Consider the following 23,511-nt stretch of genomic DNA (forward strand, 5'->3'; position numbering starts at 1 on the left):
TTGCAGGGCGCAAAACCTGTGCTTCACAACTGACATCAAACAGTTGTAGGCGTCGCCCTACACAGGATGTGTCCCCTGATCGTCCCCGGCTGCGCGGTTAGCTTTGTCGTGCAAACGCACTGATGCCGTCGAGCAGCGGCTGCTGGTCGCCGACCCAGAACCAGTGGTCGGCACCGGCGACCTCAATGAACCGCGCGTCCGGGATTTTGGCTGCGAGGAACCGCCCGGCCTCGACGCGCACCGCGCGGTCGCCGGAGCGGTGCAGGACCATCGTCCTTGCCGAGACTTTTGCCAGGAGATGACGGACATCGGTATCGCGCAACGCTTCAAGCAGTCCTGCGACCGCGCCGGGACTGGAGGCTGCCCTCAGCAATCCGGCCCACCAGGCTTGCGCCTGGCGGTCTTCGGCCAGGCTCGGGGCGAATGTCTGGATTTCGGCCGGGCCACCCCAGCCGGCGAGCAGGCGTTGCTTCCACAAATCGTATTGCGCGGCAGTCAAAGCAAAAGGATAGTCGGGCGTGCGACTGCCTTTCGCGAGGGAACCCCACAGAACAAGGCCGATCAAGCGGCCGGGGTGGTTCACGGCAAAACGGACACAACCCGGCCCACCCTCCGATGCTCCGATGAGCAAGGCCCTGCGGCTGCCGGCCGCGTCCATCACCGCCAGAATATCCTGTGCCGTCGCTTCGACGGTTGGGCGGGCGCCAACGCGGTCGGAAAGCCCCATGCCGCGCCGGTCGAAAAGGATCAGGCGGCCGAGACGCGACACCGCCGATAGCCAGGCGCGGCAGCTTCTGTCTTCCCACACCCGCTCGACATGCGAGATAAAGCCGGGAACAAGCACGATGTCCAGCGGACCGCTGCCGACGGTCTGGTAGGCGATATGGACGCCGTCCACTTCGACATAGCGGGTTCTGGGCACGTCCAGTCCGGCATCGCGCGTTTGTTCATGCAGCAGGGCAAGCGTGGCGGGGTCCGGCGCCACGCCGAGTTCGTCGCGCAGCAGCCGAACACAAATCTCGGTCTGGCGCTCGGCTGCCGCCCTGTCCCCGGCCGCCAGGTTAGCCCGGATCAGGTGGCGGTGCGCGCTTTCGCTCAAAGGATCCAGTGCCGCGAGGCGCGTCGCATGCACGACCGCGCCACGCGGCTCGCCGCCGGCGATCTTCGCTTCGACGAGCCGCTCCAGCGCCTGCACCAGCCGGCTGCGCAGCGCCTCGCGCCTGAAGAAGACCCATTCCTCGAATTCCGGACAGTCCGGCAGAGAGAAGCCGGCGAGATAGTCGCCCTTGTGGATGTCGGCGGCCTCGTCGAGAGGACCGACGTCACAGGCATGCTCGAAAATCCTGGAGTCGACCTCGACGGACAGCGCCGGGTGCAGGCTCAGCGATGCTCCGCTGGCGGCGATAAGCTCCGTGCCGAACGCGACGCGGATCTTGTACAGCGTGCGCCGGAGGCGCGCCCGTGCAGCTTCCTCGCCTGTTTCAGGCCACAAGAGCGTAGCGGCGACCTCGCGCGCCACCGGCCCACCGGCCTCGGCGAGATAGATGAGGAGCGCGGCTGCCTTGCGCAAGGCAAGCTCCACCCGCCGCCCGTTCAGGCGGAACTCGGGAAAACCCAGAAGTTGGAACTGCAGCCGTTCCATCGATCCGCATGCGCCGAGCGGGGACGTTGAGGGGACGCAGGCCTTCTATCCATCCCCACGACGTTGGGCCGATCCGGCCCGTCTGAAGACACCCATGGAGCGAGAAATGTCACCGGTCAATACTCACCATCGCACATCAGAGGCTGATGCCGACGCGCCGATCGGCGCCGCGACCGCAAGGCAGGGAGGCTGAGACATGTGCCAATCCTGTCTCTCCTGGTATGCACGCTGCGTCACGCCTTACTTCGTTCATTTCGGTTGTTCGGCCAATGCCTTCGCGCATATGCGAAAGCGGGTGATCCCGCTGGCGCAGGGCACGGTCGTCGAAGTGGGCTTCGGCTCCGGCCTGAACCTCCCCTACTATGACGCCGCCAAGGTGGAGCGGCTGGTCGGCGTCGATCCCGATGGCACGATGCTCGGCCTGGCCGCCCCGAAGATCCATTCCATGCCATTCGCGACCGAATGCATCCGCGCCGGCGGCGAAAGCCTGCCGTTGACCGATGGCTTCGCCGACACGGTCGTCGTCACCTACGCCTTCTGCACCATTGCGGACCCTGAGGCGGCGCTGACCGAAATCCGGCGCATCCTGAAACCCGGGGGACGGCTGATCTTCATCGAGCACGGCCAGGCCGAGGGCAAGCGTCACCAGAGGTGGCAGGAGCGGCTGAACCGGATTTGGGGAGAGCTCGCCGGCGGCTGCCAGCTCAATCGCGATCCACTGCGCCTGGTTGGTGGGGCCGGCTTTCGGCTCGTTCATGAGGAGCGCGAGCGATTTCCGCTACCCTTCTGGCAACTGGGAAGTCACTACGCCGGGGTCGCGGTCCCATCGCCAGGTTGACGGTTCTGCCTCAGCCAAACGTCGCCAGCGGCTCGGCTTTGATCTCCACCCACTCACAGCGCCGGCTGTCCTGATAGAAGGACTGGAAGGGTGGCGGGAAGGACGGGTCGGCGAAGGCGCCGACGGGAATGGCGATGACGCCGGGCTGCGTGTCGATGCGGTAGTGGACACTGGCGCCGCACTGCGGGCAGAAATTGTAGATGACGCGGCCGCCCTGCTCACCGGTGCGGATGAATTGCGTCGCCTGCCCCTCGATCGATACATCGTCTTCGGCAAACCGGACATTGTAGCTGAAGGCGCTGCCGGTGCGGCGCTTGCAGTCCAGGCAGTGGCAGACCGAGATGCGCACCGGCTCGCCTGTACAGACGGCTGACAACTGGCCGCAGAGACATTGCGCGCGGCGCGTGACCATGACTGCTCCTCCCCCTGTTGCGAGAACCTGACACCCGCGTCTCGGGATCATGCTCTCGACAAGCTCACCGCGTGTCGGCGCTGGCCCTCAGTTCCGTCCGCTTCTCTTCCGACACTATAGCCAGATCCAGCACCTTTTGCAGTTCGGCGGCGTGGTGGAAGGACGGTTCGGCCTGCACGCCGCTGCGGACCGCATCGACAAAGCGCTGGTAGTTGGTCGGCACCGCGCCGGCGTCGAGCACCTGCCATTTGGCGGTCTCGATGTTGTCGCCGATACACGCCTTCAGCTCCGAGCCCTCCGGATTGTGCACGACCTCGATGCCGCCCTTGTCGCCATAGATACGCAGGCGCAGTTCGTTGAGATGGCCGGTTGCCCAGCGGCTGGCATGCACGACGCCGAAGGCGCCGTTGGAAAAATCCACGGTCATGGCAAAGCTGTCATTGGCGTCGAGATCGTATTCGCCGATGCGGTTGCCCGGCGCCTTATCGAAGGCGCGCAGCCGGCAGAACACATGGTCGACATCCAGCGCCGCGCCATAGCTGGCGAAGTCGAGGATGTGGATGCCGACATCGCCGAGCACGCCGTTGGAGCCGTGGCTGCGCGACAGCCGCCACAGCCATTTCGGGTCGGTGTGCCAGTCGCCCCAGGCTTTCGACACCAGCCAGCTCTGCAGATAAGAGGCCTCGACATGCCTGATCTCGCCGATCCCGCCGGCCAGCACCATCTGCCGCGCCTTCTGCAAGTGCGCAACGTTGCGATAGGTGAGGTTGACCATGTTGATGATGCCGGCCGCCTTGGCCGCATTGGCCATTTCGCTCGCCTTGGTGAAATTTTCGGCGAGCGGCTTTTCGCACAGCACCGGCTTGCCGGCGGCGATCAGCGCCATCGTCGTCGGATGGTGGATGCTGTCGGGTGTGACATTGGTGACCGCATCGAAGCCGCCCCAGGCAATCGCCTCGTCCAGCGATGTGAAGCGTTTCGGGATTTTGAAGCCGTCGGCGAATTCGCCGACGCGCTTGGCGTCGACATCGACGGCGGCGACGAGCTCGACGCCCTTGATCTTGCCGAACTGCCGGGCATGTTCCTGCGCCATCCAGCCGGTACCGAGTATCAAAAGCCGCATTTCTTTAAACTCCAAGCGAATTGGTTCGATTCAATCATATGAGACAAACGTGGTCTAGCCGAATCCATACGGAGGCCGCTGCGCCTTTTTCCAGGGGTTGTTTTAGCGGAAGCCGGCCTCGCCCGAGGCATGCAGCTTGCCGCCGCGCTCGACGATCGGCTCCAACGCTTTCTCGACCGGCACGTTCGGCGCATCCAGAATGGCAGACTTGGTGCCTTGCGGGTTGTGCGCCCACTTGACCGCGTTGCGCAGCACTCTGTGCACATTGGCGTCGTGATAGGTCGGATAGGTCTCGTGACCCGGACGGAAGTAGAAGACATTGCCGGCGCCGCGGCGGTAAGTCAGCCCGGAGCGGAACACTTCGCCGCCCTGGAACCAGGAGATGAAGACAGTCTCAAGCGGCTCCGGTACGGCGAACTGCTCGCCATACATTTCTTCATTCTCGAGCTCGAAAAACTCACCGACGCCTTCGGCGATCGGATGGCTGGGGCTGGTCACCCAGAGCCGCTCGCGCTCGCCCGCCTCGCGCCATTTCAGCGTGCAAGGCGTGCCCATCAGCCGCTTGAAGATTTTCGAGAAATGGCCGGAATGGAGAACGATCAGCCCCATGCCTTCCCAGACACGGCGGGCGACGCGCTCGACCACTTCGTCGGCAACCGCGCCATGATCCTTGTGGCCCCACCAGACCAGCACGTCGGTCTCGGCCAGGCGATCGGCCGGCAGGCCATGCTCGGGCTGTTCCAGCGTGGCGGTCGAGGCGGAGATCGCCTTGTCGGCGTTCAGCGCCTTGGCGATGGTCGTGTGCATGCCCTCGGGATAGAGGGCGGCGACCACCTCATTGGTCCGCTCATGGATGTTCTCGCCCCAAACGACAGCGCGTATTGTCATGATGTCCTCGTGATTGTTTGAAGCTGGATCCGCCGCGGTCCACTCATAGTATCCCCAGACGGAATTGAAAACGCCTTCAATGCGGCTGCTGACAATTGCGGGGAACTTCGAGACCATCGATCTCGGAGTAGTTGCGCGGAAATACCATTTTAAACAGGATGATAGAGGCTCATCCTGCTAAAACGATTCAGGCGCGGCTGCCATTCGAGGCTACTTGCTTCATCGTTTTCGACATGCGCGGCACCACGACGAGGCGCTTGATCTTGCCCTTCTTGTAGGCGGCCAGGAAGCGCGCATAGTCCTTGAAGGCCACGCAGCCATGGGATTCCGCACGGCCGCCGCGCAGCAGGTAGGAGTGGGCGAGCAGGCCGTCGCGGCCATATTGGTTGCTGCCGCTGGTTGGGGTGAGACGTATCGCCTCGACACCGTAGAAGCGCGATTCGCGCAGCTTCAAGTCATAGGTGCCGGGCGGTGTCGGGCCGACATTCTTGCGGTTGGCGTAACGCGGCTGGTCGGCCATCGCGCCAATTCCCGAATGCGCCTCGAGCCGCGAGCCGTCCGGCATGTAGACGGTCTTGGCCGAGATGTCGTAGACGGCGACGCCGTTGCCCATGTTGGGGGTCGCGAACAGATCCTTGAAGGCCCGGCCGACACCGCCAGCCGGGAGGTCGGGCTTGGCATAGGCCAGCATCTCGCCAGCCGGCGCCTTTATCCGCTTGCCCGATTTGGTGCGAATGGTCTCGCTGCCCGGGACGCCCGGCAGTGCAGCGACATCGGAGTTGCGCAGCGAGCGCGGCGTCACGATGGCCGGCGACTGGGGTGCCGCGATCTCGGCCGTCCTGTCCGTCTGAGGCTTGGCCGCCTGAGGCTTGGCCGCTTGCGCCTTGGGCTTGCTGGGCGCCTCGGCAGGCTGAGCGGTTTCGGCGCGCGGACGCTGACCCGGCAGTGCAATGCTGTCGGGCAGATCGTCCTGCGGCGGCAACGAGGCGACCTGAACCTCGGCCTGCTGCGGATCCTGTGCGCCGGCGATTGCTGCGACGGCCGGCGGCGGCGCCAGCATGTCAGCGTCTTCCGGCAAGCTGTTGGCCAACGCTAGCGCCAAGCGCGAAGAGCGTTCGATCTCTGCCACTTCCGGCCCAAAGCGCTCCGAGGCCGGCCCATGCTGGTCGGGCATGCGGACTTCGGCGAAACGGGCAGCGGCCGGAAGGCTGGCAAGCATGAAGGGCGCATTCGAGGCTTTGGCGAAGGCGGCAGCCAGCTTTTGCGGCGATAGCTGTGCCTTGGCCACCACGCCGTCGAAGCGCGCATCGCGCGACGTGACAAGCGCAACACTGGTGTTTGGCGCGGCACCGGTGTTTGCAACGTGTGTGGTGGCCGGCGCTGCATCATGCGCGGCGAGGTGCAACCGCGCCGTCTTGCCGTCATGGGCGAAGCTGGCGGCGGTGCGCCGGCATCCAATGTCGCACTGGCTGAGCAGCGAGGCCTGTAACTTTTGTGCCGAAAGCCTCGGCGCCCACGAATTGGCAAGGCTGCGACGCGAATCGGCGAGTGCTGCGTTTGGCAGAAGCAGGCTTTGCGGCAAGGTGTTGGACGCGGCGGTGAGCGAGGTGCCCAGCGAATAAAGGCCGGCCATGGTCGCCACCGACCACAGCGCAAGGGCCGCGCCGACGACCGGCACCACCACCCAGCGCTGGCCGGATCTCTTCGAAGTCAAATCCCGTTCAGGATTGTCGCCCCGGTCTTTCAAACGCAAAAACGCCATACAACCACTCTCAATCGGCATGCAGGCTTGCGACCCTCGCATCCGTGACATCCACAGTTCGCTGGTGCCCCCTGCACCTCTCGCGTCTGTTGCCGATCGATCAAAAGATGGACAAAGTTGGTTAACCAATCCCTCCACCGGTCGCAGATTCTGCGGCGGTCGATACCAAAAAAGGGCTCTCCATGGTCTTTGCCACGGTAGAAATGCCCTACCTCACCCTTGCCTTGCTGCCCGTTTTTGCGATCCAAGTCAAGGAAACGCTGCGTCAGGTCTCTGCAAGCCTGGGCTGATTGCCCGCTGATCGGCCTCTTCAATCCTTGACCTTCCGGTGGCTGGAAGGTCTATCCGCGTCAGAGACAGAGAGTTCCGACGACGGATATTTACCGATGCGTATCGACATCACGGCCGAAGAATCCGGCCTCAAATCGAACCCCTGCTGCGGCTGGCTGATCACGGATGGATGGGGCGGCGAGGACATGGCGCGGTGAGATGGACTGGGAAAGCGGCGCTGCTGTGGCTGGTCTGTGCCCTCACGATGGCGGCCTCCGCCGGCGACGGGCGGATCGTGAAAGCCCGCCAGGCGTCGATGAAGGAGATGGCGGCGGCCGCGAAAACCATCGCCGGCATGTTCGAGGGCAGACAAGCCTATGACGCCGCGACCTTCAAGGCGGCGACGCAAACCCTGCAGGCACGCACCGGCGCTGCCCTGATTGCCGAGTTTCCGAGCGCTTCGCTGGGTCCGCCTTCGCAGGCCCTGCCGGAGATCGACCAAGCGCGTACGGAGTTCGAGGCGCTGGCCAATCACATCGGGACGCTGGCCGGCGCGCTGGCCGCCAAGGCCGAAAGCGCTCCCGCCGTCATCACCGACGATATGCGCATGGGTTCAGGCCTGGCGATGGGCGGCGGCAGCCTGCTCGGCAAGCGCGCGATCGCGGCGGAAGCCGATCCGGCCAAATTGCCGGCAGAGCATATCCTGCATCTCATCCTGCAGGATTGCTCCAGCTGTCATTCGAAGTTCCGGCAGAAGGCTGAGTGACGCTGCCCGTCACGCCAACCACGCCTTGATCGCCGGGCGGGCTAGAACGGTGCGCATCCGATCCTCGGCGTCGGCGACAGCAGGCGCCATCGGTGCGCGGGTCGGGCCGCAATCGACGCCGATGACGCGGAAGGCCGCCTTCATGCCGGGCAGCACGCCGGTCTCCAGCAGCGCCTCGACAAAATCCTGCGACACCATCTGCAAGGTCTTCGCCCGCTCCAGGTCGCCGGCACGAACCGCCTGGTCGATTGCCACACAGAGCCTTCCGAGCAGATTGTAGGTGGTGCCGATACCGCCTTCGGTGCCGAGCATGCCGGCGGCGGCGTAGATCTCGTCGAAGCCGTAGAAGAACAGCTTTTGCGGCTGCCGCTTTCGCAGCATCGAATATTTGAACAGATCGGTGGAGGTGTATTTGATGCCGACGACATTGCCGAGGTCGAGCAGCCTGACCAGCAACGCAAGCGGCAAGGGACGGCCGGTGCGCAAGGGGATTTCGTAGACGATCAGCGGCAGGTCGGTCGCCGCCGCCAGCGCCTGGTAGTAGCCGTACACCTCCTCGTCGGAGAAGGGATAGGAATGCGGCGGCAGCGCCGACAGCGCGTGATAGCCGAGCTTTTTCGCGTGCCGCGCCAAGCGGATGGAATCACGCAGATTGGGCATGCCGACATGGGCGATCAGATTGACGCCGCTTGCCGCCGCACCGGCGAACACCACCTCCTGCTGGGCCAGCAATTCGTCCACCGTCAGCAGGCCGGACTCGCCGCTCGAGCCGCCGACATAGAGGCCGGCCAGCCCCTGGCGCAGCACATAGTCATTGATGTTGCGCTGGCGCCCGGGGTCGAACTCGCCGGCGTCGTTGAGGCCGGTCATCAAGGCGGCATACATGCCCGCCAATTCTCTGGTCATTGCTCAAGTCCTCGGTGCTGTCGGGATTGTCTCGGGGAGATCGGCGCCTGAACCACTGATTCCGGTTTCGGCTCTACCGCGTTGTTTCGGCATGATCTTTTTCGGCAGCCGGCTTGGGTTCGGAGGCATCGCTCAGGCCTCTCCGGCGTGGTGGCAGGCAACGAGGTGCCGGCCTGACGTGGGCGATCCGAAATCGCGCGGTTGCGGGTCCACCTTGCCGCAGATGTCGGTCGCCTTCGGGCAACGCGGATGGAAGTGGCAACCGGACGGCGGCTTCGAGGGGTCAGGCACGCCGCCGCCGAGCACGATGCGCCGGCGCGTGCCGCCGGCCTTCGGGTCGGGCACCGGGATCGCCGACAGCAGCGCGCGCGTATAGGGGTGCAGCGGGCTGCCGAACACGGCGGCCGTGCTGCCGATCTCGACGATGCGGCCGAGATACATCACCGCGACGCGGTCGCTGAGATAGCGGATCATCGACAGATCGTGGCCGACAAACAGATAGGTCAGGCCAAGGCGTGTCTTGAGGTCATCAAGCAGGTTGACGATCTGCGCCTGGATGGAAACGTCGAGCGCCGAGATCGGCTCGTCGGCGATGATGAATTTCGGATTGGCGGCCAGCGCACGGGCAATGCCCACGCGCTGGCGCTGGCCGCCGGAGAGCTCGAAGGGATAGCGGTTGCGTAGCGCTTCCCTCAAGCCGACCAGCGCCAGCAACTCGCTGACCCTGGCATCGCGCGTAGCGCGGGTGCCGATCTTCTGCGCACGCAGGCCCTCGCCGATGATGCGGCCGACGGTCATGCGCGGGTTGAGCGAACCGAACGGGTTCTGGAACACCATCTGCATGTCGCGGCGGCGCTGTTTCAGCTCCTCGCCGGTTGCGCCAGCATAGTCCCTGCCCTCGAAGACGATGCGGCCGGCGCTTGGCCGCTCGAGGCCGAGCACCGCGCGGCCGGTCGTCGATTTGCCGCAGCCGCTTTCGCCGACCAGCGCCAGTGTCTCACCGCGCAGCACTTCGAAGCTGACGCCGTCGACGGCATGCACCGCGCCGACCTGCCGCCTGAGGACGCCGCGCCGGATCGGGAAATGCACTTTGAGATCGGTGACGGAGAGCAGCGCTTCCTGCCCGGCCGCGCCAACCGGCTTCACAGCTGATGCGGCGGCGGGCAATCGTGGCAGATGGTCGATCTCCCGCCAGCGCCAGCAGGCGGTGGTGTGGCCGCCGCCAACGGCTTCCAGCGGCGGCTTCGCCTCACGGCAGCGCGCCTCGGCGTAGTCGCAGCGCGGTGCGAAGGCGCAGAAGGTCGGCGGCAGCGTGACATTGGGCGGCGCTCCCTTGATCGGCACCAGCCTGGTGTTGTCGGCCGTCAGCGACGGGATCGAGTTCAACAGGCCGATCGTGTAGGGGTGCGTCGTTGCCGAGAAGAGCTCGTCCACCGACGCGCATTCGACGATTGAGCCGGCATACATCACCGCAACGCGGTCAACGAAGCCGGCGACCAGGCTGAGATCATGGCTGATCCAGATGATCGCCATGCCGAGCTGTTTTTGCAGGCGGCCGACCAGTTCGACGATTTGCGCCTGGATGGTGACGTCGAGCGCGGTCGTCGGCTCGTCGGCAATCAGGATCGACGGCTTGCAGACCAGCGCCATGGCGATGCCGATGCGCTGCAACTGGCCGCCCGAGAACTGGTGCGGATAGGCGCGCATGCGCTGCGGTCCGTTGGCGATCCCGACCAGCGCCAGCATGTCGAGCGCCTGGCGTTCGGCCTCGGTCTCGCTCAAGCCTTGATGCTCGCGCAGCGCCTCGGTGAGCTGCAGGCCGATGGTCAGCACCGGGTTCAGCGACGACATCGGATCCTGGAAGATCATGGCGATGTCGCGACCGCGGATCTGGCGCAATTCGCTGTCGGGCATGGCCAGGAGATCGCGACCGCGAAACAGCGCCCGGCCGGCGGTGACGCGGCCGGGCGGCTTGCGGATCAGGCCCATCAGCGTCTGCACGGTGACCGATTTTCCCGAACCGCTCTCGCCGACAATGGCCAGCGACTCGCCTTCGGCAAGCTCGAAGGAGACGTCGTTGACGGCATAGACGGAATTACCCTTGGGGCCGAACTCGACGCTCAGGCCCTGCACGGAAAGCACCGACTGCTGTCCGATCGCCTTGGCGGCCCTTTCAACGGCAAGTGCGTCGGCTCCCATCATTTGCCGCCCATGATGTGCTGCGGGTCGAGCGCATCGCGCAGGCCGTCGCCGACGAAGTTGATGCTGAGCACGGCCATGGCGATCATGGCGCCGGGCGGGATCCACATCCAGGGCTGGCTCTCCAGGATCGACAGCGTGCGCGCGTCGCGCAGCATGTTGCCCCAGCTTGCCGCCGGCGCCTGCGCACCGAGGCCGAGGAAGGAAAGCGACGCCTCGAGCAGGATGACGGTCGCGACGTCCAGCGTGATCGCCACCAGGATCGGGCTCAGCACGTTGGGCAGGATGTGTTCGAGGATGATGACCGACGGCGAGGTGCCGAGCGAGCGCGCGGCGAGGATGAATTCCTGGTTGCGCAAGGCAAGGATCTCGCCACGCGTCAGCCGGGCGATGGACGGCCAGCTGAGCAGCCCGATCACCACCATGGTGTTGAAGATGCTGGGCCCGACGACGGCGACGAAAGCGATGATGATGACCAGGCGCGGGAAGGTCAGCACCATGTCGATCAGGCCCATCAGCACGAGATCGACCTTGCCGCCGAAATAGCCGGCGACGCAGCCGATGAAGATGCCGATGGCCGCCGAGATCGCCACGGCGACGAACCCGACGGTGAGCGAGATGCGGCCGCCATAGAGGATGCGGGCAAAGATGTCGCGGCCGGTGCCGTCTGTGCCCAGCCAATGCATGCCGCCAGGCGGCTGGTTGCGGCCCCTGAGGTCGATGTCGTTCGGCCCGTAATGCGCGATCAATGGCGCCAGCACGCAAGCGAGCACGATGATGGCGAGCATGATCAGGCCAAGCGTCGCCAGCCGGTGCTGCAGGAAGCGGCGCGCCGCCTCGCCCCAGAGGCCGCGCGAGGCGCCGGCGGCAATCGTCATGTCGGCTGCGGTGGCGTCAGTCATAGCTCACCCTGGGGTCGAGCACGCTGTAGGCAAGGTCGGTGGCGAGGTTGGCCAGCATGACGATGATGGCGGTGATCAGCACATAGCCCATGATGACGGGGCTATCCCGGTTGACCACGGAATCGATGAACATCAGGCCGATGCCCGGCCACTGGAAAATGGTCTCGATCACCACCGAGCCGCCGAACAAGGTCGGCAGCGCCAGGCCGAAGACAGTGACCAGCGGGATCAGCGCGTTGCGCAAGCCATGGCGCAGCGTGATCGTGCTGGGACGCAGGCCCTTGGCCTTGGCGGTGCGCATATAGCTCTGGTTCAGCACTTCGAGCATGCCGGCGCGGGCATAGCGCATGAAGATGGCGGCGCGGAACAAAGCCAGTGCCGCCGCCGGCAGGATCAGGTGCTTGAGATTGTCGATGAGCGAAAAACCGTCGCCGGCGGTCGAAATGCCCGACGAGGGCAGCCAGCGCAGCTCGAGCGCAAAGACATAGACCAGCAACAGACCCATGAAGAAATCCGGGATCGAGACGCCGACAAAGCCGGCAAGCGTCAGCGAATAGTCGGTGGCCTTGTATTGCCGCAGCGCCGAGATCACGCCGAGCGTCGTGCCGATGAGGAAGGCTGCTAGAAGTGCTGCGCCCATCAGCTCCAGCGTCATCGGCAGCCGTTCTGCTATAATGTCGCCGACGCTGCGGCCATTGACGAAGGAGCGGCCGAGATTGCCGTGCAGGATCTGGCCGATCCAGTTGAGATACTGGACATAGACCGGCTGGTCGAGGCCGAGCTCGCCGCGCCGCATGGCGATCAGCGCCTCGCTCGACGGCGCCTCGGCCGTAATCATCGCCAGCACCGCGTCGCCCGGCATGGCATGCGCGATGGCGAAGACGATCACGGTGACGCCGAACAGCACCGGAATGCTGAACAGAAGTTTTCGCAGGAGATAGCTGAGCACCGGCCTCTCCTATGTTCGAGCGAGGCTTTTGAGGCGATGGATCATGGGGCTTCGACGGAGCTCCATGATCGGTGAGCGAGGACGTTCCGCAGCGTCTATTTCGCCACTTCCCACTTCTCGACTTCGTTGTAGACCGGGTGGTTGAAGATCACGAGCGGCTGCTCCTTGAAGTGCTGGGCAAGGCCGACGATGCGGTTGTTGAAGGCGAGCGGCCGCACCTCGTTCCACAGCCACGCCTTTGGCAGGTCCTGGTTGAGGATGCGCGAGGCCTCCTGGTAGCTCGCAGCGCGCACCGCGCGGTCGTTGGATTCCAGCCCCTTGTTGAAGAGTTCGTCGACCTTCGGGTTGCAATAGCCCAGGGCGAGAGGCTTGGCGCCGCAGACGACCAGCGGCGAGCCGAGCGAGGGATCGAGCCCCATGCCTTGCGCGAAGAAGCCCATCTGGAAGCTGCCATCGGCATAAACCTGGTTGATCGCCGCCGGATCGAGCAGGCGCGGCTGGATGTTGACGCCGACTGCGGCCAGATAACTCTGGATGGCGGTGATGGTGTCGACGTTCATCTGGTCGGAATAATAGTAGATGAAATCGACCGGCTGGCTGGCGTCCCAGCCGGCATCGGTCAGCAACTGCTTAGCCTTGTCAGGATTGTAGTCGTAGGGCTCGAGGTCCTTGGCGCGCGCCCAGTCCTGCGGGAACAGCGTGTTCAACAGTTCGCCGGCGCCTTGCTTGACCGTTTCGATGATGGCCTTGCGGTCGATGGCATAAAGCATCGCCTGGCGCACGCGCGCATCGGCGAAGCGCTTGTTCGCCAGATTGAACTGCAGATAGGTCGGCAGGCCGGCGGAGAATTTCGGCAGGACCGTCAGATAGTCGAGCTTCTGCAAGCGGGCGAGTTCGGAGACTGGCACTCCGCCGCCCTCATAGGACATGGCGTCGACCTCCTGGGTCTCCAGTGCGGCGATGATCGGCGGCACATCCTTGTAGATCTGGTAGATGATCCGTTCGAGCTTCGGCGCGCCGAGGAAATAGTCGGGGTTGCGGTCGACCTCGACATACTGGTCGCTCTCGTATTTCTTCCAGATGAACGGGCCGGTGCCGACGCGGTTGACCCAGAAGGCGTTGCCCTTGATGTCGCCGGGTGCGACCTTACCCAGAATGTGTTCGGGAAAGATCGAGATAGCGATAAGCTGCAGCTCGACCCAGAGCGGCTTGGCGCTGTCGAGCTCGACCTGGACCGTCCTGTCATCGAGTGCTTTCACTCCGGCAAGCGAGGAGGCCGAACCATCCTGGAAAGCCTTGTATCCGGCGACGGCGCCAAGCTTCTGCGCCCAGGGCGAGCCGACCTTGGGATTGGCGTAGAGGTTGAGGCTGAACACCACGTCCTTGGCGGTGAACGGCGTGCCGTCATGCCATTTGACGCCATGGCGCAGGTTGAAGATGTAGGTTTTGCCGCCGTCGGGCGTCTTCCAGCTCTCGGCCAGCATCGGCTGCACGCCGTCGCCCGTCCATTTGATGTGGACGAGACCCTGCAACACCGTCTCGTCGAGCCTGTGGCCACAAGTGGTGTGCAGCGTGCCCATCTCGATGCAGCCGGTACGCATCGCCGAGCGGAACGTGCCACCATCGGCGGCCTTCGCGGTGCCGGCAGCAAAGGTCAGTGCCAGCGCCGACAGAAAGCTCATCAGCAGTCTTCTCATGGAATTTTCCTCCCGTTGCGTTCGCCGGCCGAAATGGAGGCCATGCCTCAGGCCAATTTCGCGCCAAGTCCTGGCCTGTCGCGCGACCGCAGTGCCCACCGGCAAAATGGCGACCTCCATCCCTTCGGTTGCGCAAGATCCTCGCTTGCGGCGACTGGTCTAATAGCTTAAAAGGTAGACCATGCACAATATGCCAGTTCGAAAAAAATTGTCGGATGAAGTTCGCCTTCGCCTGGAGGCGATGATCCGCGACGAGGTCTATCCGGTCGGCGCCTCGCTGCCTTCCGAGCGCGACCTGATGTCGATGTTCGACGTCGGCCGCCCCTCGGTGCGCGAGGCGCTGTTTGCGCTGGAAAAGATGGGGCTGGTGAAGATCAACAGCGGTGAGCGGCCGAAGGTGACGCGGCCGACGCCGAAGAACATGCTGGAGCAGCTGACCGGCACGGCGCATCTTTTGATGGATCAGCCCGACGGCATCGGCCATTTCGAGCAATTGCGGCTGTTTCTCGAAGTCTCGATCGCGCGCCACGCCGCAGAGGTGGCGACACGCGAGCAGATCGACGCGCTGGCGGCCGCGCTGGCCGAAAACGAGCGTGCCATCGCCCGGGCGCGCGCCTTCGCCGTCACCGACGTCGCGTTTCACCGCGCCCTGACCGTCATCCCTGGCAATCCGATCTTCCTCGCCGCGCATGAGGCGCTGGTCGAATGGCTGATCAATCAGCGCATCCACATGGCCAACACAGAGATCGAGAATCGCAAGAGTTTCGCCGGCCACCAGGCGGTGTTCGAGGCGATCGAGCACCATGACCCGGAGGCCGCCGGGCAAGCGATGCGCGCGCATCTGGAAAACGCCAGGCGCAAGTTCAATTCAGATTAGGGAAAACAGGATTAGCCGGCTGATGCGCGACGAGTGGCTTTGCGCGACTGCGCTCTGGCCAACGCAAAAAGCCCGCCGTTCAAGGCGGGCGGACTGGCATCAAATCATGCAATTCGATTTGATTGTCGCTAGCCAGGACAGCCGAACTACGGCCTGCAGCGGCCGCAGGCGCTCAGGGGGCGGGCTTCGACGAGATTGAAGCCACCACCGATCCGAGCTTGCCTGCTTTGGCCAGGCTCGGCTTTTCATAGGCTCTTTTCACAGATTCTCTCCCCAAGATGATTGTGCATGTTTCCACTGCCGGGCGCGTTTTGTCAAACATGCGGGCGGATACAGCACGAAACCCACGGTTCCTCCCTTACACCGTTCGGCGGCCACCCGTTTATTGGACGCGCCCCGTCAGCGCGGCGCCGGGTCCAGGAAGACATGCAGGGACTTGATCCGTCTGCCCTCGACATGGGCGACGTCGGTACCGGTGACGGCCACAGGCCCCCCGGGCGGACCGGCCCGCCAGAACAGCCGGCCAACGCCATTGTGGCCGACGGCCAACCCGGCCGGGCTGAAGACGAAGCCGGGCGGCAGGCCGGCGAGCAAGGCGCCGACAGCAGCCGAGATCGCCTCCCATCCGCTGGCGACGGCCTGCGGCTCGTAAAGGACAGCGTCCTCGGCGTAAAGTTCGCGCAGCGCCGCAAGACGGCGCTGCGCATCATGCTCGCCAAAAACGCGAACGAGGTTGGCCTGCATCAGGGTGTCGAAATCGACGGATGTCCCAGCGGTTTGGGTGCCGCCGCCCTGCTTTGAACCGTTCGTCATGGTCGTGCTCCAGCTTGAATCACAGGCAGTTGGCGTGGCGACACACCGTGCGCCGCCACGATCGGCTCAGGCTTTGCCGGACCGGTGGCCGAGAAGCTGCATCTCCCAGGCGAAGGCGACGCCGCTGCCGCCGCCATGGTCGGCAAGAACGCCAGCCAGGGCGATGGCGCTTTCCTCGCGCGCCCAGTCGCGCTGCCATTCGGCCATCACCGCCATCCAGGTGATCGGCACGGCGCCGGCCGCCACCATGCGGCGAACCGCCATGTCGTGGGCTTCCGCCGAGACGCCGCCCGAAGCATCGGTAACGATGAAGACGTCGTAGCCGTCGGCCAGCGCCTGGATCGCCGGCATGGCGAGGCAGATCTCTGTCCACAGCGCCGCCAGGATGAGCTGCTTGCGTCCCGATTTCCTGACGGCCTCCACGACACGCTCGTCCTGCCAGGTGTTGATGAAGGTGCGGTCGATCGGCTTCTGCTCCGGGAAGACATCCTGGAGCCCCTTGATCAGATAGCCGCCGCGTTCCTCGATCACCGTGGTCAGGATCGTCGGCACGTTAAAGACCTTGGCCGTCTTGGCCAGGCCGATGACGTTGTTGACGATCATCGTCGGCTCGTGGCTGTTCAGGTTGGAGAACTGATAAGGCTGGTGGTCGATCAGCACGAGAATGCTGTCTTCGGGGCGAAGCAGGGCATCTAGGCCGGTCTTGGGCGATTTGGTCACGGGGCGTCATCCTGTTGAGATTTAGGTGGTCGCCGGGATATCGCCCTTCTATTGCCCCGATATTAGTGGGTAATGGCTTGAATTATCTGCAAGCATTGCTTTAAAATTTGACCATGGAGACCTTGGCAAATCTCGAGTCCTTCGTGCGCAGCGCCAGGACCGGCAGCTTTTCGGCGGCGGCGCGCGCGCTGGCGCTGACGCCGGCCGCGATCAGCCGCAATGTCGCCACGCTGGAGCACAATCTCGGGGCCAGGCTGTTTCACCGCAGCACCCGCAAGCTGACCCTGACCGAGGCCGGCGAGTTGTTCCTGCAGCAGATCGGCAACAATCTGGAGGGGCTGCAGGACGCCATAGCCGCCGTCGCGACGGCCAAGGGCGAGCCGGCCGGCGTGCTCAAGGTCAGCATCAGCCTGATCCTCGGGCTGAACTACATCATGCCGCTGCTGCCGGCGTTTCTCGGGCGCTATCCGCGCATCCGGCCGGATTGGCAGTTCGACAACCGGCAGGTCGATCTCATCGCCGAGGGGTTCGACGCGGCGATCGGCGGCGGCTTCGAGCTCACACCCGGCCTGATCGCGCGCGAGCTGGCGCCCATGCATATCGTTGCTGTCGCATCACCGGCCTACATGAAAGGGCGAACCCCGCCTGCCGATCCGACAGACCTTGCCGGGTTCGACGGCATTGTGCTGCGGTCCTCGCGAACCGGCCGCCTGCGCCAGCGCGTCATGCGCGACCGCGCCGGCAAGGAACTGTCGGCGGAACTGCAGGAAACGATCGTCGTTAGCGACCCCGCGGCCATGTCGCGGGCAGCGCTGCTCGATCTCGGCGTTGCGCTAATCGTCATGCCGGAAGCGCTGCCCTACCTGGAGAGCAAGGCGCTGGTGCGCCTCGTTCCCGATTGGTATGCTGATCTCGGCTCGATCTCGCTCTATTACGCCAGCCGCACACTGCTGCCCGCCAAGACGCGCGTCTTCGTCGACTTCGTGCTGGAGGCCTTTCGGCGCGATCGCCTGGCCGAACGCTTCGCCGGGGATATCGGCTAGTGTGTGCTGATGCGGCGGGCTGCCCAGGCCTCTTCCGTCTCCCAAGGTCGCCTTTCCAGCAGGGATGAAGCGGGACAGGTCGGCGCCCTGTCGCGCCCCCTCCGGACGATCTGCTGGAACGGACACAGCGCACCATGCAAGGCAGCGCTAGTTGGTTGCTCGCGCTGTCGTGTTTTTGCGGCTAGTCTGCAATCTTGACGGGCATGAATAATAGACCTTCAATCAAGGAAATTATACATCGTCGCGGATATGGACTAACTGGGGGGAGCGCCGCGTGAAACGCCTAATTTTTGTCTGCTCGGTATTGGCGCTGCTGTTGTCGGCGAACGGGGCGTTTGCGTTCAATTTCGGCTTCGTCAGGGTGCCCGACTGGATGGATCCCTACATTGGCTCGCTGGTTGTCGTCACCTTCGTCTTCTGGTTAGGCCTGGCGGCGACAAAGCCGAGCGGCGTGCCGTTCAAGCAGGTGCGATATGTCAAGATTTCGCCGATAGCGAATTTCTTCTACCTCGGCCTGGGCTTCTTCTTCGCAATCATGATGGTCATGCTATTCGCGGGCATGGGGCTCAGGCGATACGCTGAGTGGACCGGCGCAGCCTAGAGCCCCGTGCTGGTGCGTGAACCGAGATAGGCCGGCATTCCGTCGCGCCCTCCTCTGTCTTGCCGGATATCTCCGCCACTCGCGGGAGATTGGTAGCTTCGCCGCCGTTGCCTCTTACGCCTTCTCCCGCTTCAGCGCCTGCGCCATGCAGTGGATGCCACCGCCGGTCTTGGAGATCTCGCTCATGTCTATCGCCGCGACCTCGAAGCCGCGCGCCTTGAGCTGGCCGATCAGCGACTGGCTCGACGTCGGCGCGATCACCCTGTCCTTGCCGAGCGACATGAAGTTGCAGCCGAGCGCCATCGTGTCCTGGAACGGCACGTCGATGATCTCGTGGCCCTTGCCCTTCAGCCAGTCGACAATACCTGGCTCGGTGCAGGCGAGGCAGACGGCGGTGAGCTTTTCTGCGATCGGCACCACCATCAGGTCGATGTGCACATAATATTCGTCGATGAAGGCAAGGCGCGTTTCCCAGCCTTCCTTCTCGAACCAATCCTGCACCTGACGGGCGCCCTCTTCCTGCGTGCGGGCGCCGCCGCAGCCGATCAGCACCACACCTTCCTCGATGACGTTGAAGTCGCCACCTTCAAAAGTGCCGGCAGTGACCATGTCGTAGATCGGAATGCCGAGCTTCTCGTAGGTGCGGATGGCGGCATAGTTCTCGCCGCGACGCCACCAGTTGGCCATGGCGGTGATGAAGGCCCCGTATGGGGTCATGACGCTGGAATCACGGGAATAGACCTGCATCGGCAGCTCCGGCGTCGGCTCGTGCCAGTGGATGTTGAYGCCGAAATGCTCATAGGCGGCGACCAGGTCCTTGTGCTGCGCCTGCGCGATCTGGACGTTGCAGGGCGCCTCGCGCAGATGCTTGCGCGACAGCGAGCTGGTCGAGAGATGGCGCAGGAAATTGGGCGAGCCGAGCAAAACGTCGGTCAAGACATCGGTCTCGTTGGCAAAACCCCATGCGGTCAGCGGCTTGGTGCCGCCGGCGGGGTTGCGGCGCTGCAGCGAAAACGGTTCGGCGACGATACGGTCATGGACGGTCATGGGGTTCTCCTCGTGGTGATGTCAGTCGTGTAAGTCATGCGGTGCCGGCGGATGGAATCCACCAGTCGCGCCCGCGCGCGGTGGTGACATATTCCGGCCAGCGGAAGTTGACGGGTGGATCGTAGTCGCAAAGCGGCGCGATCCAGTTGGAGCCGCCAATGCCGCCGCCGGTGCGAGTGACAAATTCATCCATCGCCGCATCGCGCGCCGTTTTGTCTTCGAGCAGCCGCAACGCTGCGAGAGCCACTGTCTTCGCCGCGCAAACGACCATCGGGTCGATGGTGGCGGAAATGCCGCCCAGCGCGTTCATCGCCCAGGATGGATAGGCGTGGCCGTTCGCCGAACGCAGCGCCGGACGGGCGACATAGAAGCGGGCCGTCGGCGCGTGCCACGACATGTCGGTGTAGTCGTCGGAGGTGGAATTGATCTGCGACGGTGGCAAATCGCGGCGCAGGATGGTTTCGGCCTCTTGCGGCGCAATCAGCCGCTCCATCTCGTCGATGAACGGGTTTTCGGTGGCCGTGCCGCCGGCATTGACCTGCACCTCGCGGGCGATCGCCTTCGCCGGCTCATCCCAGTGCGGCGGGCCGACCGTGGACAGCGCTTCATAGGCGATCCCAGCCATGGCGTGGTTGGCGAGCCCCGGCCGCGACTTCGAGACCCAGTGGCGCTCGTAGCGGCAGCCGCTGATCGTAGCAGCGGCTTGCGCGTTGCGGTCGAGCACCGCGGTGACCTGTTCGGCCATGGCAATGGTCGGCACGCGGATCATGTACTGGATCTCGGCCAGTCCCGCCGGCAGATTGTCGGCCGTGGCCTGCCCCGCGGTCAGGATCGCCTCGCTGATCGACCAGCCGCCCTGATGCGGCAGCATGGAATCGCGCAGCGCCTTGGAGGCCATATACATGGTCATCAGTGCGTCGTTGGCGCCGGGGGCGCGGACCGCCGAATGCGCCTGCGGGATCGGCGCGCCATCGCCAGCGCGAACCCAGTTTTCGGGTCCGTCGCAGATGAAGCGGTAGATCATGGCATAGGCGGCACCGCAATGCGTGTCCCAGCGCGCCGTGTTGCACAGCGGCAGCATGTAGAAGGGGTGGAAGGAGATCATGCCGGCCAGGCCGTCATAATAGCCTTTTGCCGCATGGATCGGCTTCGAGCCCCTCACCTTCTCGGCCGGCTCGCCGGTGAAGCGCAGCGTGCCTTCGATGCCGTGGCGCTGCATTGCCGCCTTGGTGGCCAGAAGGCCGCCGAGGCTGGCGACGCCAAGCCCCGAATGCGGATCGGTGTGGCCGCCGGCCTCGCCGCCAAGGCCCGGGCGTGGCCGCTTCACCGTTGCCGCATCCTGGCAGTTGCCAGGCACGGCGTCGTATTCAGCGTACATGCCGATGGTCGGACCGGGGCCGTTCGTCCAATGCGCGCAGAATGCGGTCGGCATGCCGGCCGAGCCTTCCTCGACCGAAAAGCCCTCATGCTTCAGCCGCGCCACATACCAGGCCGCCGACTGGTATTCACGCCAGGCGGTCTCGCCGAAATCGAAAATAGTGCGCGTCCACGCCGACAGCGACGGCTGGATGCCATCGAGACAGGCAAGCGCGGTGGCTTGCGCCGAGGTCGTCACCGGTTTCTCCATGCCGCCCAAGAAAGCAGTGAAGCGGCTTTGCAAAAAGTGATATGTTTTCCCGGTTCGTGCAAATTCGGTTCACCTGAGGCTTCTTGCGAATACCCTCCACACAGGCGCTGCGCGCCCTCGACAGTTTTGCCCGTCACGGCAGCGTCTGGCGCGCCGCAGACGAACTGCACCTCACCCGCAGCGCCGTCAGCCATCAGCTGCGGCTGCTCGAACGCGATCTCGGCTTCGACTTGCTTGAGCGCATCGGCAAGGGCGTGGCGCTGACACCACGCGGCCAGCGCTATGCTGCTGACGTGCGCAAGGCGCTGACCGTGCTTGGCGATGCGGTGACGCGCCAGGCCGGCACCGGCGTCGGCGGCTCTTTCGCCGTCTCCTGCACGCCGGGCTTCGCCTCGCTGTTTTTATGCACCCATATCGGCGAGTTCCGGCAGATGTATCCGGATGTGGCGCTGTCGATCCTGACGCCAAGGCGGCTGGACGACGTCAGCAATCCGGACGCCGACGCCTTCATCGCTTTCGGCGTCGGCAATTGGCCGAACCGCGCAGTCGAGCCGCTGTGTGAAATCTCGTTCACGCCGCTCTGCAGCCCGACCTTGCTCAACAAGGTCGGCGGCTTTTCCAAACCGGCCGACGTGCTGCGCGCCAACCTCCTGCATCTCGGCGACACCGAAGACTGGGCGCGCTGGCTGGCGCTGTCCAAGGTGGAAAATCCCGACACTGAAGGTGGCATTTTCTTCTCGGACATGAACCTGGTGTTCTCGGCGGCGATCGCCGGCCAGGGCATCGCCATGGGCGACGAACTGACCAGCCGCCGGGCATTGAGCGAAGGCCGGCTGGTGAAGCCATTCGACATCGCGATCCCCTCGCCGCGCTCGTACTTTTTGGTTTCGGAGCACGCCAAGGCGAACCACCCGGTGCTGGAGGCGTTTGCGGGGTGGCTAAGAGCGAAGCTGTCGGAAGTCAGCTAATCTCCCCCCTCGTGGGGGAGATGTCCGGCAGGACAGAGGGGGGCGCCGTAGAGCGCCAACTTTCGAAGGTAGCGAAGGATCCTATCAGAAATAGGCGTGGCAAAAAGTTGAGAGGCTGGCGGGACAGCGCCCCCCTCTGCCCTGCCGGGCATCTCCCCCACGAGGGGGGAGATCGGCAGCTTCGGCGCCCCGCCTCCTCTCAAACACCCGCCATCCGTGAATCAAATTTGCCGATCAGGCGAAAACTATTCGGTTGCGGTGAGCCGGCGCCCTGCCCTACGCTCATGCTACGACCAAGGAAGAGGCAGGATGCAGCAACCCGGCCGGGCCGCAGAGATCAAGGCAATCGGGATCGGCAAGAGCTTCGGCTCCTTCCGTGCATTGGACGATCTGACGCTCAATATCGGCCGCGGCGAGTTTTTGACGCTGCTCGGCCCCTCGGGCTCGGGCAAGACCACCTTCCTGATGATCCTGGCTGGTTTCGTTCAGCCGACCGTCGGCAAGCTTTTCAGCGACGGCGTCGACATCACCGAGCGGCCGGCCGAGCAGCGCGCCGCCGGCATGGTGTTCCAGGGCTATGCGCTGTTTCCGCATATGTCGGTCGAAGCCAACATCGCCTTCCCGCTCAAGGTGCGCAAAAAGTCGGCAGCCGAGATCAAGCGCCGCGTCGCCGAGATGGTCGAGCGCGTCGGCCTCAAGGGCCACGAGACGAAACTTCCGGCGCAGCTTTCGGGCGGCCAGCAGCAGCGCGTGGCGCTGGCCCGCGCTTTGGTGTTCGAGCCCGGCGTGCTGCTCCTCGACGAGCCGTTCTCGGCGCTGGACAAGAGCCTGCGCGGCCAGATGCAGGCCGAGATGAAACGGCTGCACCAGGAAACCGGCACCACCTTCGTCTTCGTCACCCACGACCAGAGTGAGGCGCTGGCGCTGTCGTCGCGCGTCGCCATCTTCAACCACGGCAAGCTGCTGCAGGTCGGTGCGCCCGACGAGGTCTACGACCGGCCGGACAACCGCTTCGTCGCCGAGTTCCTGGGCGAGATCAACATGCTGCCGCTGAAGGGCGTCAAGCCCGCCGGCAATGGCTCGATGGGTCTCTGCGAAGACCGCGCGGTCAGCATGCACTGCAAGGCCGAGAAAGTCCGCGGCGACGCCATCCTGGCAATCCGCCCCGAGCACATGTCGATCGCGCGCGAAGCAGCCGCCGGCGAGAACGGCGTTGCCGCCACGGCGATTGCTTCTACCTATCTGGGCGCGGCGACCAGGCTCGACCTGACAACGCGCCAGGGCGCCAAGGTGACGGTGTCGGTGCCGAACGAGGTTGCGGCCGCGGCGCTGAGCAAAGGCAACTCCGTCTGGCTGACCTGGCCTGCGGAAAAAGGTTTCCTCCTTCCGGACGGAGGATGACGACCACACCGGCGAAGTCTTCCAGCAAAGAATCTGGAGCACGCCACAACCACCGGAACG

21 protein-coding genes are annotated in these 23,511 nt (G+C 64.5%); 7 read left to right on the top strand and 14 right to left on the bottom strand.

Features of this window, described 5'->3' with window-relative positions; all coding sequences use genetic code 11:
* Positions 1–97 precede the first annotated feature (97 nt).
* Complete coding sequence (locus AC1DYJ_RS29975) at positions 98–1,642, bottom strand: bifunctional AfsR/SARP family transcriptional regulator/alpha/beta hydrolase (RefSeq protein WP_477283213.1); 1,545 nt, start codon at positions 1,640–1,642, stop codon at positions 98–100.
* Positions 1,643–1,838: 196 nt separating this feature from the next.
* Between AC1DYJ_RS29975 and AC1DYJ_RS29980 the strand changes: the two genes are divergently transcribed.
* Positions 1,839–2,480, top strand: coding sequence for a class I SAM-dependent methyltransferase (locus tag AC1DYJ_RS29980; RefSeq protein WP_477283215.1), 642 nt, complete (start codon positions 1,839–1,841; stop codon positions 2,478–2,480).
* Positions 2,481–2,490: 10 nt separating this feature from the next.
* Here the strand turns inward: AC1DYJ_RS29980 and AC1DYJ_RS29985 are convergent, their stop codons facing one another.
* The 4 genes from AC1DYJ_RS29985 to AC1DYJ_RS30000 form a co-directional block, all read right to left on the bottom strand.
* Entirely contained in the window at positions 2,491–2,892 is a 402-nt protein-coding gene (locus AC1DYJ_RS29985) for a GFA family protein (protein WP_477283217.1), read from the bottom strand.
* Positions 2,893–2,956: 64 nt separating this feature from the next.
* The gene (locus AC1DYJ_RS29990) at positions 2,957–4,015 is read right to left on the bottom strand and encodes a Gfo/Idh/MocA family protein (protein ID WP_477283219.1); all 1,059 of its coding nucleotides are present in this window, start codon (positions 4,013–4,015) and stop codon (positions 2,957–2,959) included.
* A 102-nt stretch (positions 4,016–4,117) separates the two neighbouring features.
* Positions 4,118–4,903: a ThuA domain-containing protein gene (locus AC1DYJ_RS29995; RefSeq protein WP_477283221.1), complete on the bottom strand. Its 786-nt coding sequence runs from the start codon at positions 4,901–4,903 to the stop codon at positions 4,118–4,120.
* 187 nt (positions 4,904–5,090) lie between these two features.
* Positions 5,091–6,617: a DUF2778 domain-containing protein gene (locus AC1DYJ_RS30000; protein WP_477283223.1), complete on the bottom strand. Its 1,527-nt coding sequence runs from the start codon at positions 6,615–6,617 to the stop codon at positions 5,091–5,093.
* A gap of 532 nt (positions 6,618–7,149) precedes the next feature.
* On the opposite strand from AC1DYJ_RS30000, the gene AC1DYJ_RS30005 reads away from it, so the two are divergent.
* The gene (locus AC1DYJ_RS30005; protein ID WP_477283225.1) at positions 7,150–7,701 is read left to right on the top strand and encodes a cytochrome c; all 552 of its coding nucleotides are present in this window, start codon (positions 7,150–7,152) and stop codon (positions 7,699–7,701) included.
* Between the two features lie 9 nt (positions 7,702–7,710).
* Here the strand turns inward: AC1DYJ_RS30005 and AC1DYJ_RS30010 are convergent, their stop codons facing one another.
* The 5 genes from AC1DYJ_RS30010 to AC1DYJ_RS30030 form a co-directional block, all read right to left on the bottom strand.
* A complete protein-coding gene (locus AC1DYJ_RS30010) occupies positions 7,711–8,607 on the bottom strand; it encodes a dihydrodipicolinate synthase family protein (protein WP_477283227.1) in 897 nt (298 codons plus the stop codon).
* Between the two features lie 132 nt (positions 8,608–8,739).
* A complete protein-coding gene (locus AC1DYJ_RS30015; protein ID WP_477283229.1) occupies positions 8,740–10,809 on the bottom strand; it encodes an ABC transporter ATP-binding protein in 2,070 nt (689 codons plus the stop codon).
* The gene (gene opp4C, locus AC1DYJ_RS30020) at positions 10,806–11,708 is read right to left on the bottom strand and encodes an oligopeptide ABC transporter permease (RefSeq protein ID WP_477283231.1); all 903 of its coding nucleotides are present in this window, start codon (positions 11,706–11,708) and stop codon (positions 10,806–10,808) included. The genes AC1DYJ_RS30015 and opp4C overlap by 4 nt, the downstream gene beginning before the upstream one ends.
* Positions 11,701–12,657 (bottom strand): ABC transporter permease, encoded by a 957-nt coding sequence (locus AC1DYJ_RS30025; protein WP_477283233.1) that lies wholly within the window; start codon positions 12,655–12,657, stop codon positions 11,701–11,703. The genes opp4C and AC1DYJ_RS30025 overlap by 8 nt, the downstream gene beginning before the upstream one ends.
* 95 nt (positions 12,658–12,752) lie before the next feature.
* Positions 12,753–14,354 carry an ABC transporter substrate-binding protein gene (locus AC1DYJ_RS30030; protein WP_477283235.1) on the bottom strand — a complete coding sequence of 534 codons (1,602 nt, stop codon included), beginning with the start codon at positions 14,352–14,354 and terminating at the stop codon, positions 12,753–12,755.
* A 190-nt stretch (positions 14,355–14,544) separates the two neighbouring features.
* Here AC1DYJ_RS30030 and nanR point away from each other — a divergent pair, with 190 nt between their 5' ends.
* Positions 14,545–15,231: a transcriptional regulator NanR gene (nanR, locus tag AC1DYJ_RS30035; protein WP_477283237.1), complete on the top strand. Its 687-nt coding sequence runs from the start codon at positions 14,545–14,547 to the stop codon at positions 15,229–15,231.
* 399 nt (positions 15,232–15,630) lie between these two features.
* Here the strand turns inward: nanR and AC1DYJ_RS30040 are convergent, their stop codons facing one another.
* Together AC1DYJ_RS30040 and AC1DYJ_RS30045 are read right to left on the bottom strand one after the other, a co-directional pair.
* On the bottom strand, positions 15,631–16,044 hold the full coding sequence (locus AC1DYJ_RS30040; RefSeq protein WP_477283239.1) for a nuclear transport factor 2 family protein: 414 nt from the start codon (positions 16,042–16,044) through the stop codon (positions 15,631–15,633).
* 66 nt (positions 16,045–16,110) lie between these two features.
* Positions 16,111–16,764 carry a hydrolase gene (locus AC1DYJ_RS30045; protein WP_477283241.1) on the bottom strand — a complete coding sequence of 218 codons (654 nt, stop codon included), beginning with the start codon at positions 16,762–16,764 and terminating at the stop codon, positions 16,111–16,113.
* 113 nt (positions 16,765–16,877) lie between these two features.
* On the opposite strand from AC1DYJ_RS30045, the gene AC1DYJ_RS30050 reads away from it, so the two are divergent.
* Positions 16,878–17,807: a LysR substrate-binding domain-containing protein gene (locus AC1DYJ_RS30050; protein WP_477283243.1), complete on the top strand. Its 930-nt coding sequence runs from the start codon at positions 16,878–16,880 to the stop codon at positions 17,805–17,807.
* Between the two features lie 274 nt (positions 17,808–18,081).
* Complete coding sequence (locus AC1DYJ_RS30055; RefSeq protein ID WP_477283245.1) at positions 18,082–18,408, top strand: hypothetical protein; 327 nt, start codon at positions 18,082–18,084, stop codon at positions 18,406–18,408.
* Between the two features lie 114 nt (positions 18,409–18,522).
* Here AC1DYJ_RS30055 and AC1DYJ_RS30060 read toward each other — a convergent pair whose 3' ends face one another.
* On the bottom strand, positions 18,523–19,455 hold the full coding sequence (locus AC1DYJ_RS30060) for a dimethylarginine dimethylaminohydrolase family protein (RefSeq protein WP_477426347.1): 933 nt from the start codon (positions 19,453–19,455) through the stop codon (positions 18,523–18,525).
* 34 nt (positions 19,456–19,489) lie between these two features.
* On the bottom strand, positions 19,490–21,082 hold the full coding sequence (locus AC1DYJ_RS30065; RefSeq protein ID WP_477283248.1) for a zinc-binding metallopeptidase family protein: 1,593 nt from the start codon (positions 21,080–21,082) through the stop codon (positions 19,490–19,492).
* Positions 21,083–21,165: 83 nt separating this feature from the next.
* Here AC1DYJ_RS30065 and AC1DYJ_RS30070 point away from each other — a divergent pair, with 83 nt between their 5' ends.
* Positions 21,166–22,050 (top strand): LysR substrate-binding domain-containing protein, encoded by an 885-nt coding sequence (locus tag AC1DYJ_RS30070; RefSeq protein ID WP_477283250.1) that lies wholly within the window; start codon positions 21,166–21,168, stop codon positions 22,048–22,050.
* A 309-nt stretch (positions 22,051–22,359) separates the two neighbouring features.
* On the top strand, positions 22,360–23,451 hold the full coding sequence (locus AC1DYJ_RS30075; RefSeq protein ID WP_477283252.1) for an ABC transporter ATP-binding protein: 1,092 nt from the start codon (positions 22,360–22,362) through the stop codon (positions 23,449–23,451).
* Positions 23,452–23,511: the final 60 nt, after the last annotated feature.

Source organism: Mesorhizobium sp. P2_B11, from assembly GCF_056404855.1.